General features: G+C 70.0%; 11 protein-coding genes. 3 read left to right on the forward strand and 8 right to left on the reverse strand.

Annotated features, from left to right (window positions below; genetic code table 11):
• Nucleotides 1-504: NAD(P)-dependent oxidoreductase (locus G6018_RS10195; protein ID WP_277817769.1), on the reverse strand; the 504-nt coding region annotated here is incomplete at its 3' end.
• Between the two features lie 134 nt (nt 505-638).
• Nucleotides 639-2120, reverse strand: a complete 1482-nt coding sequence (gene mqo / locus G6018_RS10200) for a malate dehydrogenase (quinone) (RefSeq protein ID WP_347237849.1) — start codon at nt 2118-2120, stop codon at nt 639-641.
• A 147-nt stretch (nt 2121-2267) separates the two neighbouring features.
• Here mqo and G6018_RS10205 point away from each other — a divergent pair, with 147 nt between their 5' ends.
• Entirely contained in the window at nt 2268-3305 is a 1038-nt protein-coding gene (locus tag G6018_RS10205) for an alpha/beta hydrolase (RefSeq protein ID WP_259843962.1), read from the forward strand.
• A 5-nt stretch (nt 3306-3310) separates the two neighbouring features.
• On the forward strand, nt 3311-4711 hold the full coding sequence (mtr, locus tag G6018_RS10210) for a mycothione reductase (RefSeq protein ID WP_182639534.1): 1401 nt from the start codon (nt 3311-3313) through the stop codon (nt 4709-4711).
• A 19-nt stretch (nt 4712-4730) separates the two neighbouring features.
• On the opposite strand, the gene G6018_RS10215 is transcribed toward mtr, so the two are convergent.
• The 6 genes from G6018_RS10215 to dxr form a co-directional block, all read right to left on the reverse strand.
• Entirely contained in the window at nt 4731-6209 is a 1479-nt protein-coding gene (locus G6018_RS10215; RefSeq protein WP_182639535.1) for an NAD(P)/FAD-dependent oxidoreductase, read from the reverse strand.
• Nucleotides 6210-6310: 101 nt separating this feature from the next.
• Nucleotides 6311-7186 (reverse strand): type I methionyl aminopeptidase, encoded by an 876-nt coding sequence (gene map, locus G6018_RS10220; protein WP_182609736.1) that lies wholly within the window; start codon nt 7184-7186, stop codon nt 6311-6313.
• An 86-nt stretch (nt 7187-7272) separates the two neighbouring features.
• Complete coding sequence (locus G6018_RS10225; RefSeq protein WP_182609735.1) at nt 7273-8127, reverse strand: GNAT family N-acetyltransferase; 855 nt, start codon at nt 8125-8127, stop codon at nt 7273-7275.
• 4 nt (nt 8128-8131) lie between these two features.
• On the reverse strand, nt 8132-9280 hold the full coding sequence (ispG, locus tag G6018_RS10230) for a flavodoxin-dependent (E)-4-hydroxy-3-methylbut-2-enyl-diphosphate synthase (protein WP_182639538.1): 1149 nt from the start codon (nt 9278-9280) through the stop codon (nt 8132-8134).
• 136 nt (nt 9281-9416) lie between these two features.
• The gene (locus tag G6018_RS10235) at nt 9417-10634 is read right to left on the reverse strand and encodes a site-2 protease family protein (protein WP_182609734.1); all 1218 of its coding nucleotides are present in this window, start codon (nt 10632-10634) and stop codon (nt 9417-9419) included.
• A 6-nt stretch (nt 10635-10640) separates the two neighbouring features.
• On the reverse strand, nt 10641-11804 hold the full coding sequence (dxr, locus tag G6018_RS10240) for a 1-deoxy-D-xylulose-5-phosphate reductoisomerase (RefSeq protein ID WP_259843967.1): 1164 nt from the start codon (nt 11802-11804) through the stop codon (nt 10641-10643).
• A 164-nt stretch (nt 11805-11968) separates the two neighbouring features.
• Here dxr and G6018_RS10245 point away from each other — a divergent pair, with 164 nt between their 5' ends.
• Nucleotides 11969-12328, forward strand: a complete 360-nt coding sequence (locus G6018_RS10245; RefSeq protein WP_182639536.1) for a DUF2631 domain-containing protein — start codon at nt 11969-11971, stop codon at nt 12326-12328.
• The last annotated feature ends 46 nt before the right edge of the window (nt 12329-12374 follow it).

A 12374-nucleotide genomic window follows, 5' to 3' on the forward strand; every position in this document is an offset into this window, starting at 1 on the left:
CGCGACCGTCCCCCGCAGCCTCTCCTCGACCTCCGGCGCCTCGGCGCCGGCGTCGCTCAGAGCGCGGGCGACCACATCACGGGCCTCGGCGGTCCGTGCGCGGTCCCCGGTGAGCACCGCCACCACCATCTCGTCGCGGCGGACGACGGCGGGCGTCACCGCGGTGCCCGAGTTGACGGCGTCCGACCGCACGCAGAAGGTGCGATCCTGCTCGGCTTCGGCGGCGACCCTGGCATTGACCAGGGAGTCCTTGGTTGCCGCCACCACGTACCAGGCGCCCTCCAGGTCGCCGGACCGGTACTCACGGGCCTCCCACCGGATGCGTCCGGAGTCGACCAGTCCCTGCAACGTGGGCGTGATCTCAGGACTCACCAGGTGGACGACGGCACCCGACTCGAGGAGCACCGGGATACGCCGCTGGGCCACCGATCCGCCGCCGATCACCACGACCCGACGGCCTTCGAGGTCCAAGCCGACGGGGTACGGGTTCACGGGCCGGATCATGCCGCCGATCCTATCCGCCGTCGGTGGCCGCGACCGCCTCGGCCCCGAGGCACTGTGATACGCGTCATCCCCCGGCCACAGCGACGCGGCGACCGGGGGATGAGGGTTCGTACGGGGCGGGGTCCGGCCCGCCGTCAGGCCCTCTGATCGAGCTTGAGGGTGCGGGTCGAGCGCTCGAACTGCTCGGCGAACAGGCCCTCTTCCGCGGCCAGGTCGCGACCGAGGGACGGGATCATCTCCTCGAGCGCGGGCTTCCAGTCCGCGAACCGGCTCGGGAAACAGCGCTGCAGCACATCGACCATCGCGTCGACGGCCGTGGACGCACCGGGGGACGCCCCCAGCAGACCCGCGATCGAGCCGTCTGCGGCGTTGACCACGGCGGTACCGAACTCGAGGGTCCCCCCGCGCCCGTTGGGCTTGATCACCTGGACACGTTGGCCGGCAACGACCTTCTCCCACTCGCCGTCCTGCGCGGACGGCACGAAGTCCCTGAGGGTCTCGACACGCGCGCCGTGATTCTTGGCGAGCTCGGTGATGAGGTACTTGACCAGGCCCATCTCGGTGAGCCCGATGTTGGCCATGGGCAGCAGATTGCCCGGACGGATGCTCGAGGGCAGGTCCATGAAGCTGCCCATCTTGAGGAACTTCGGGGTCCAGCCGGCGAACGGGCCGAAGAGCAGCCCCTTCTTGCCGTCGATGACGCGCGTGTCGAGGTGCGGAACCGACATCGGCGGCGCGCCGACCGACGCCTGGCTGTACACCTTGGCCTGGTGCTGGTCGACGAGGTCGGGGTTGGTGCAGCGCAGCCACTGGCCCCCCACGGGGAACCCGCCGATGCCCTTGATCTCCGGGATGCCCGACTTCTGCAGCAGGTGCAGGGCACCTCCGCCGGCTCCGACGAAGACGAACTTCGCATCGACCGTGCGCTCGTCGCCGGTGTGGCGGTTGGCCACGGTCAGCCGCCAGGTGCCGTCGGTGTTGCGCTCGAGATCCTTGACCTGGTTCTGGTAGTGGACCTCGGTGCCCGTCCTGGTGAGGTACTTGACGAACTGCCGGGTGAGTGCCCCGAAGTTGACGTCGGTGCCGTTCTCGAAGTGACTGAGGGCGAAGGGCTGGTCGGCGGACCGGCCACGGGCCATGAGCGGGACCAGCCGCTCGAGTTCTCCGAAGTCGGTGGTGTGACCCATCCCGGGGAACAGGGGGTGGCCGGCGAGCCTGTCGTACCGCTTCCGCAGGTACTCCTGCCCGGCCTCACCGGCCACGAAACTCATGTGCGGGACCGGGCGGATCCACTCCGTCGGGTCGCCGAGGATCGTGTTCTCCACGGCATAGGACCAGAACTGCCGCGAGACCTGGAACTTCGCGTTGACGCTCACGGCCTTGGTGATGTCCACGTCACCGTCGGCGGTCTTGGGCGAGTAGTTGAGCTCGCAGAGTGCGGAGTGGCCGGTGCCGGCGTTGTTCCACGCGTCGGAGGACTCCAGCGCGGGGCCCTCGAGGCGCTCGAAGATCTCGATCTGCCAGTCGGGCTGGAGGCGACGCAACAGAGCCCCGAGCGTCGCGCTCATGGTGCCCGCGCCGATGAGCGCCACATCAGTCGTTCCGTGCTTTGCCACCTGGTCTGCAGTCACCGGTTACCCTCGCTGTTTGGTCGTGGACCCGAATTGGAATCGACACGGGACCGTCCGGCGACCCCGCGTCCACCGGATCCCAAGACTACTCACCGGTCTGCCCCCGCGGCACACCGGACTAGGGTGGTCGTCGTGCCTCCGCCCTCCCCCGATGCCGTCGCCCCCACCGGATCCGGTGCGCAGTGGACCCCGGACCTGCTGGGCCCGTCCTACCGGCGTCTCGAGCTCCCACTCGGTACCGATCCGGACGGCGAGGGACCGATATCGGCCACTCTCGTGCGGCACGAGGACGCACCCGAGCGGCCCGTCGCCGCCCTGCTCGTGGTCCACGGTCTGTCCGACTACTTCTTCCACACCCATCTCGCCGAGTTCCTCGCCGGTCGCGGCATCGCGACCTACGGCGTGGACCTGCGCAAGTGTGGACGCTCCAGGCGGGACGGCCTGACGCCGCACTTCACCACCGACCTGAAGAGATACGACGACGAGCTGGACCGGTCACTGGCCGTGATCGCCGCCGAACACCCCGGACTCCCCGTCATCGTGGCCGCGCACTCCACCGGCGGACTGGTGGTACCGCTCTGGCTCGGGCGGCGCCGCGACCGGGGCTCGCTGGACCCCGTCGTGGGGCTGGTCCTGAACTCCCCCTGGTTCCAACTCGACGTCCCCGACCGCGCCCGACCCCTGTTGGACCCGGTCATCCGAACCCTGGGTTCCGCGAGGCCCTATTACCGGCTGCCCCTGAAGACCTCGGACCGGTACGTGGTGAGCACCCACATCGACCACGACGGGGATTTCCACTTCGACACCGCACTCAAGCCCCCGGGCGGGGTCGGGGTCCGGGCCGGATGGCTCGCGGCCGTCCGCCGGGCGCAGAAGGCTCTCCAGTCCGGGGTCCACCTTCCGCTCCCCGTGCTCCTGCTGAGGTCGACGGCGTCGTCCGTCGGCGCTCGCGGCGCGGGCGGTGTGCTCGACGTCGACACCGACCTGATCCTGGATGTCCGATCGATGGAGCGATTCGCCGACCGGGTCTCGGACCGGGTCACGGACATCCCCGTCGACGGCGCCCGACACGACGTGTTCCTCTCCCGCGCGGATGTGCTCGAGGTGGTCTTCCGGCACCTCGGCGACTGGCTGGACCAGATCCTCGCACCCCACACCAAGGAGTCCTGACGACCATGACCCAGACCCCCTCCCGGCACTTCGACCTCATCGTGATCGGCACCGGAAGCGGAAACTCGCTGATCGACGAGTCGTTCGCCGACAAGTCCGTGGCGATCTGCGAGAAGGGCTCCTTCGGTGGGACGTGCCTCAACGTGGGCTGCATCCCCACCAAGATGTTCGTCTACGCCGCGGACACCGCCGTGTCCGTCGCGCACTCCAGCACCTACGGGATCGACTCGACGCTCGACGGCGTCCGCTGGCCCGACATCGTCTCCCGGGTGTTCGACCGCCGGATCGACCCCATCGCCTCCAGCGGCGAGGACTACCGGCGCACACGGTGCGACAACGTGACCGTGTACGACGGTCACGCGACCTTCGTGGGTCCGCGCACCATCGACACGGGGACCGGGGAGATCATCACGGCCGACTCCGTGGTGATCGCCGCAGGCGCCCGCCCCTCGATCCCCGGGATCGTCGTCGACGCCGGCGTCGACTTCTACACCAGCGACGACGTCATGCGGATCCCCGAGCTACCCGGGTCGATGGTGATCCAGGGCTCCGGCTTCATCGCCTGTGAGTTCGCCCACGTGTTCTCGGCTCTCGGCGTGGAGGTGACCGTGATCGGCCGCTCGGACGTCCTGCTCAAGCACGTGGACCGGGAACTGGCCGAACGGTTCACCGACCAGGCCAGGCGGAGGTGGGACGTCCGCCTCGGCCAGCAGATCACCACGATGACCGCGACCGGCGAGGACCGGCGCGGGGTCGAGATCACCTTCGAGGACGGTTCGACCTGCTCCGGCGACGCGCTCCTGGTGGCGACGGGCCGCACCCCCAACGGCGACCTGCTCGGCCTCGACACCGCCGGCGTGGCGATGGACGGGGAGCTGGTCCGGGTCGACGAGTACGGCCGCACCACGGCCGACGGCGTGTGGGCCCTCGGCGACGTGAGCTCCCCCTACCAGCTCAAGCACGTCGCCAACCACGAGCAGCGGGTGGTCGGGCACAACCTGCGGCACCCTGACGACCTCCACCCCGTCAATCACCGGTTGGTGCCCTACGCCGTGTTCACCTGGCCGCAGATCGCCTCGGTCGGACTGACCGAGGCCGAGGCCCGGGAGGCCGGATACGACGTCACGGTCAAGGTCCAGGACTACGGGGACGTGGCCTACGGCTGGGCCATGGAGGATTCGGTCGGGTGCTGCAAGCTCATCGCGGACCGCACGACGGGGTTGCTCGTCGGCGCCCACATCATGGGTGCCCACTCGCCCTCCCTCATCCAGATCCTCATCCAGGCCATGGAGTTCGAGATCACCGTCCCCGAACTCGCGCGTCGCCAGTACTGGATCCACCCTGCGATGGCCGAGGTTGTCGAGAACGCCCTGCTCGGACTGGATTTCCCGGACCGGGGCTTCTGACCCGCCGCCCCGGCGGGCCTCAGCCGACCACGAAGTCCGCCGGGTCGACCGACCTCACCTGGCGTCGGTATCGGAACGTGAAGGTGGGCCACAGCGTCGAGTTCCGGCCCCGTGAGTCGATGTACCAGCTCGAACATCCACCGTCGTTCCACACGGTGCCGGCGAGTTCGCGGTCCATCCGGTCGGAATACCGGTCGAGGGCCTCCTCCCGCACCTCCACGGTCCCCCGATCCGCACGCCTCGACAACTCGAGCAGCCTCAGCACGTGCTCGGCCTGTGATTCGAGCATGTAGACGATCGACGAGTGCCCGAGGCTGGTGTTGGGCCCGAACATCAGGAAGAGGTTGGGGAACGCGGCGACCGTCACGCCGTTGTGCGCGCGGGGGCTGCCGTCCCAGTGTGCTGCGAGGGTCCGGCCGTCGGAACCGGTGACGACCCGCGCGATGGGCGGCTCGGTGGGCTGGAACCCGGTCCCGAAGATGATCACGTCGGCGGGGTGCTCGGCACCCCCGGAGTCGACGAGACCGCCCGGGGTCACCGAGGTCGCGGGTCCGGAGACCAGGGTGACGTCCCGCCGACACAGCGCCGGAAGCCATTGGCCGGTGAGCAGCACACGCTTACACCCGATCGAGAAATCCGGGGTGAGCACCGTCCGCATCCGCCGGTCCCGCACCTTGACCAACAGGTAGAACCGGGCGAACCACTCGAACAACCGGAGGAGGAACCGGGCCCGGGTGAATGCCAGGACGTAGAGCTCACGGCCCGCGTAGACCCGACCCCGGACGATCTTCTGCACGAACGGGACACGCCGGTACAGCGCGCGGCGACGCCGGGAGATGGAACGGTCGAACCGGGGCAGGATCCATCCGGGTGTCCGTTGGAAGACCGTGACGTGGTCGGCGGTCCCGGCGATCTCGGGCACGAACTGCACGGCGGAGGCGCCTGTGCCGACCACCGCGACCTTCTTGCCGGCGAGGGGGATGTCGTGGCGCCAGCGCGCGGAGTGGAACACCTCGCCGTCGAAACCCTCGAGGCCCGGGAGCGGGGGCACGGAGGGTGCGGAGAGCGCCCCCGTCGCGACGATGAGATGGCGGGCCAGGACCTGCCCACGGCTGGTGTCGACGTTCCACCGGGCGGTGTCGTCGCCCCACCGCGCGCGGGTGACCTCGCAGGAGGTGACGAGTCGATCGCGGAGGCCGATCCTGTCCGCCACCCCGACGAGGTAGGCCTGGATCTCGCCCTGTCTGCCGAACGAGTGCGACCAGTCGGGGTGAGCGTGACCCGACAACGAGTACAGGGAGGTGGGCACGTCGCAGGCGCACCCCGGGTAGGTGCTGTCGCGCCAGGTCCCGCCGACCTCGTCGCCGGCCTCGACCACGAGGATGTCCCCGCCCCGTCCCTCCCGCAGGAGACGATCGGCCATCGCGATCCCCCCGAACCCGGCTCCGACGACGAGGATGTCGACGTGGTCCACAGGTCCGCGGGGAGTATCGATCATGATTGACATTATGGCGCGAGATGTCCATGACTCACGGCCGCATCGGGACAATCGTTCGACTCGGGTCGTCGGGGAGCCCGATCCGACCCGGCGGCGAGGCCTCAGCCCCCGCTCGGCAGCGTCAACACCTCGTACCCCTCGTCGGTGACGAGCACGGTGTGTTCGAACTGTGCGGTCCACGCCTTGTCCGCGGTGGTGACGGTCCAGTCGTCATCCCAGATGTCGAACCCGGGACCGCCCAGCGAGATCATCGGCTCGACGGTCAACGTCATCCCGGGCTCGAGGACCTCGGTCCGTGACGGCTCGTCGTAGTGGAGCACCACCAGGCCGTTGTGGAAGGTGGGACCCACCCCGTGCCCGGTGAACTCCCGGACCACCGTGTAGTCGAACCTGCGCGCGTAGGACTCGATGACACGCCCGATCACGTTGATCTCCCGGCCGGGGCGGATGGCCTTGATCCCGCGGTTCATGGCCTCTCGCGTCCGTTCGACCAGGAGCCGGTTCTCCTCGGCGACCTCACCCGCCAGGAAGGTGGAGTTGGTGTCGCCGTGGACTCCGTCGATGTACGCGGTGACGTCGATGTTGACGATGTCCCCGTCGAGGATGACCGTGGTGTCGGGGATGCCGTGGCAGATCACCTCGTTGAGGGACACGCAGCTGGACTTGGGGAACGCCTTGTACCCCAGCGTCGACGGGTAGGCGCCGTGGTCGCACATGTACTCGTGGGCGATCCGGTCGATCTCGTCCGTCGTGACCCCGGGTGCCACGGCACGCCCCGCCTCGACGAGGGCGTCCGCCGCTATCGTGCACGCCCTGCGCATCGCCTCGATCACCTCGGGCGTCTGCACCCACGGCTCGCCGTTGGCCTCGTCGACCTTCTCGCGCCAGACGTACTCGGGCCGCGGGATCGACTCGGGAACCGTCCGGATCGGGGTGGGATCGCCGGGGACGAGGGGCTGACGGGTTGAGGTGGTCATGGCCTCAAGGATAGGTGCGTTCAGGGGCTCGCCGCCGACCCGGCCCGACCGCGGGTGCCCGGGTGCCGCCACCGTGGCCCGGCGGGTCACATCAGGACGGTCGCGTAGTCGACCACGTCGACCATCCCGACCCGCCGGTACGCCGAGCGGGCCGCGGCGTTGGATCCGTTGACCACCAGGGACGGGGTCAGTCGACCGGCCTGGAGGGCGGCGCACACCGCGGCGATGCCGCCGGTCCCGAGCCCCGCACCCCTCCTGCCGGGCCGGACCCACACCCCCTGGATCTGCGCCGACCACGGAGAGACTGCGGCGACGTCGGCCTTGAAGAACACCTCTCCGTCGTCGACCCCGATCCAGGTCCTCCCCCTCGCCAGGGAGCGCGCGACCCGGCGGCGGAACGGTATCCCCGACCCCACGGCGAACGGATCGGAGCCCAGCTCCTCGCGGTACATCGCCGCCGCGGCCGCGAGCACCTGCTCGAACTCGAGGAGGGTCGCGGCCCGGATGTCGCCGAGCACGAGGGACCGGTCCACCGGGTGCCGCAGCGCCATGAGGTGCTGCGCCCCGCGGAGTTCCCTGGACGGCCCCCAGCAGGAACCGAGGGCACCCCACAGCGCGGAGACCTGATCCCTCCGCCCGTGGACGGACATGGGGCCGAACCCCAGGCCCGCCACCGCGAGACCGAGCTCGTGGTGATCATGTGCGTCACCACGGAGTGGCAGCACCGAACTCCCCACGAACACCAGCGACCTCTCGGGGCCGCCCAGCGTGAGGAACCGCCCCTCCGGCCCGGGCACCGCGCCGGACGCGGCGAACTTCTCCGCCGCGGGACACGAGACCAGGGGGTCGGATTCGAGGACGCCGAGCAGCGCGCGGGCCTCCCCGGGGCCCACCCCGCGGCACCCGCCGGTCGCTGCCTCCGGCGCAGCCGTATCGGTCATCGGCCTATCGCGTGACCTTGACCTGGGGGCCCTGACCCGCTGCGGCCTCGCCGACGGGCTCGCCCATCTCCTCCGCGATCCGCATGGCCTCCTCGATGAGGGTCTCGACGATCATCGCCTCCGGCACGGTCTTGATGACCTCGCCCTTGACGAAGATCTGGCCCTTGCCGTTGCCCGAGGCCACGCCGAGATCGGCCTCGCGCGCCTCGCCGGGTCCGTTGACCACGCACCCCATGACGGCCACGCGCAGGGGGACGCTCATCCCCTCGAGGCCGGCGGTGACCTCGTCGGCGAGCTTGTAGACGTCCACCTGGGCACGACCGCACGACGGGCAGGAGACGATCTCGAGCTTGCGCGGGCGCAGACCCAGTGACTGCAGGATCTGCGAACCGACCTTGATCTCCTCCACCGGCGGCGCGGAGAGCGAGACCCTGATGGTGTCGCCGATCCCCTCCGACAGCAGGGCTCCGAACGCGACCGCGGACTTGATGGTGCCCTGGAACGCGGGCCCGGCCTCGGTGACTCCGAGGTGGAGCGGGTAGTCGCTCTTCGACGCGAGCTGACGGTAGGCCTCCACCATGATCACGGGGTCGTTGTGCTTGACCGAGATCTTGATGTCGCCGAAACCGTATTCCTCGAACAGCGAGGCCTCCCACAGCGCGGATTCCACGAGCGCCTCCGGGGTGGCCTTGCCGTACTTGGCGAGCAGACGCGGATCGAGGGACCCGGCGTTGACGCCGATCCGGATGGGGATCCCCGCCGCGCCGGCCGCCTTGGCCACCTCGGCGACCCGTCCGTCGAACTCCTTGATGTTGCCGGGGTTGACGCGTACCGCCGCGCACCCGGCGTCGATCGCCGCGAAGATGTACTTGGGCTGGAAGTGGATGTCCGCGATGACGGGGATCGGCGACTTGCGCGCGATGGTCTCAAGGGCGTCGGCGTCCTCCTGACGGGGGCACGCCACGCGGACGATGTCGCAGCCCGCCGCCGTGAGTTCGGCGATCTGTTGGAGCGTGGCGTTGACGTCGTGGGTCTTGGTGGTGGTCATGGACTGGACCGACACCGGATGATCGCTGCCCACACCGACCTGGCCCACGAACAGCTGCCGCGTCTTCCGGCGCGGCGCGAGGACCGGCGGTGGACCGTCTGGCATTCCCAGTCCGACGGGGATGGAGGAGGAGTCGTTCACAACAGGGCCTTCCGTAGGGGTCGCCAGCCGGGTGCTCGCGGATCCCGTCCGCCATTATCCGCGTTCCGGGGCGCGGGGGCGAGATCGGGAGTCCGGACGCTCATCCCGTCAGCAGTATGGGGTTGACGAAGTCCGCGGTGATGACGATCGCGGACACGCCCATCAACAGGACGAACACACCGATGGTGATCGGCGCGAGTTTCTCGTAGTCCGCCGGGCCGCCCGGTGCCAGCCCGCGGAGCCGCCGTAGCGCGTCGCGGATCTTCTCGTAGAACACCACCGCGATGTGGCCGCCGTCGAACGGGGTGAGCGGGACGAGGTTGAACGCCCCGAGGAACAGGTTCAGCCCCGCGAGGAAGAGCAGGAACAGCCACCACGCACCCTGCTCGGCCGCCTGGCCACCGATGTGGCTCGCACCCACCACGGAGACCGGCGAGTCATCGGCCCGTTCGGCGCCGAAGATCGACGCCGCCACCGCCGGGATCTTGGACGGGAACGAGATGAGTCCGTCGATCGTGGCCTCGATCATCTCCCCGGTGAACACGAAGGTCGCCGGGACCGCACCGAGCGCGTCGTAGGTGTTGACCGTCTGGTAGGCGGGGTCGGCGAGGATCTCCGGGGGGATGCCGTCCTCGGACAGTCGCACCCCCAGCGCACCCCTCTCCTGACCCGCGACGGAGGACGAGGTCAGGCTCGCCGTCGTCGTCACGGTCTCCCCCGCCCGGTCGAGCGTGACGGGGACCGTCTGGCCGGGACGCGCGGAGACCACCTCGGACAGATCGGACCAACTGCCCACGGGGAGGCCGTCGACGGAGGTGATCCGGTCGCCGGCGAGGATGCCGGCCTCACCCGCCGGGCCGACACCGACCCCACACCGGTCCGCACCGGCGCAGGTGTCGCCCACCACCGCCGCGACCCGGTCGGTCGGGATCGGTTGGACGTCACGGTTGACCAGCCCCCAGCCCACGGCGACCGTGTAGAAGAGCGCGATGGCCAGGACGATGTTCATGGCCGGGCCGGCCAACAGGACCGCCACCCGTTTCCACCACGCCTGACGCCACATCGCCCTGGGCTCGTCCTCCGGGGCCAACTCGTCGTACGCGGTCATCCCCGCGATATCGCAGAACCCACCCAGCGGGACCGCCTTGAGTCCGTACTCGATCCCGCCGCGGCGCACCGACCACAGTGTCGGACCGAAGCCGACGAAGAACCGACGGACCTTCATGCCCGACCACTGCGCCACCCGCATGTGTCCGTACTCGTGGAGCACGATCGACACCATGATCCCGAGTGCGAAGAGCACGATCCCGAGCACCATCACGACTCAGCCCTCCCGGTTCGCGACGAGCGTGGCGGCACGGCGCCGTGCCCACGACTCCGCCGCCGTCACGTCGTCCAGGTCGCGGGGATCGGACGACCACTCGTCCGCCGCCGCGACCGTCTCGGCCACCACGTCGACGATCTCGGTGAAGCCGATCCTCCCGTCGAGGAAGGCCGGCGCGGCCTCCTCGTTCGCGGCGTTGAACACCGCCGTGCGCAGCCCTCCCGCCGATCCGGCCGCGCGGGCGACGGAGATCGCCGGGAACGTCTGCTCGTCCACGGGCTCGAACGTCCAGGAGTGGGACCGGGAGAAGTCGAGAGGTGTCGTGGCCCCGGGGATCCGGTCCGGCCAGCCGAGGGCCAGCGCGATGGGCAGCTTCATCGACGGAGGAGACGCCTTGGCGATGGTGGCACCGTCGACGAAGGTCACGGCCGAGTGGACCACCGACTGGGGGTGGACGGTCACCTCGATCTTCTCGTACGGCACCCCGAACAACAGATGCGCCTCGATGAGCTCGAGCGCCTTGTTGACCAGGGTGGCCGAGTTCAGTGTGATCATCCGCCCCATCGCCCACGTGGGATGCCGCAACGCCTGCTCCGCGGTGACGTCCGCCAGCTGCGCGCGCGTCCTGCCCCGGAACGGACCTCCGGACGCGGTCAGGACGAGGCCGGCGACCTCGTCCGCGGTGCCCGATCGCAGGCACTGCGCCATGGCCGAGTGTTCGGAGTCCACGGGCACCAACTGCCCCGGGGCGGCGGCGCCGGTCACCAGCGCACCACCGGCGACGAGCGATTCCTTGTTGGCCAACGCCAGGCGGGCTCCGGTCGCCAGCGCGGCGAGGGTGGGACCGAGTCCGATCGAGCCGTCGATGCCGTTGAGGACGACGTCCGCCTCCACCGCCCCGACCAACTCGGTCGCGCCACCCGGCCCGTCGAAGACGGTCACCGCGGGGAACTCCGACCGGATCCGCGCGGCGCCGGCGGGATCCGAGACGGCGACGTAGCCGGCTCCCGTCGCCGCGATCTGCTCACCGAGGAGGTCCACCCGACCGCCGCCCGCGGCCAGGCCCACGACCTCGAACCGGCCGGGGCCGGCCTCGGAGGTCACCTCCAGTGCCTGGGTACCGATCGAGCCGGTGCTTCCGAGGATGAGAACGCGCGTGGTCACACCGTCATTGTCCACGTCCGGGGCGCCGGGCGCCGCATCGCGTGACGCGTCGGGGGCGTGACACCGGCGGGTTACCCGTCGACCCCGGCCGGGCGTGTGCCAGACTGAGCGGGATGTCGGCGGCCCGCGGGGCTGCCAGCGAGCCGTGAGGAGAACCGGGGAGCATGAGCGCGGACGGGCACCACACCAGCAAGGAAATCGTCGTGGGGGGCATCAGCTCCCTCGACGAGCCCTCGGTCCAGTGGGGCTGGCACCAGCACAACAGGAAGGTCGGCCTCGTCGTGGGCGGCTTCTTCGTGTTGTTCCTCCTGGCCATGCTGTTCGGCAACCACGTGGGCAGGGTCGAGGACATCTGGCTGGTCAGCATCGCCGTGTTCCTCGCCGTGTGGATGTTCCTGTCGCTGCGACCGAAGAAGGACGACAGCCTCAAGAAGGCCAGGGTCTACGAGGTCCCGGCTGATCACTACTCGGTGTTCGGCGCCGCGGCGACCGGCGCGGTCGCGACGGCTCCCGCCAAGCGCTGAGAGCCACTGCACGACGAAGGCCGCCGCCCGCGACATCCGCGGGCGG

This window comes from Dietzia sp. DQ11-44 (assembly GCF_014145205.1).
Lineage (GTDB): Bacteria > Actinomycetota > Actinomycetes > Mycobacteriales > Mycobacteriaceae > Dietzia > Dietzia natronolimnaea.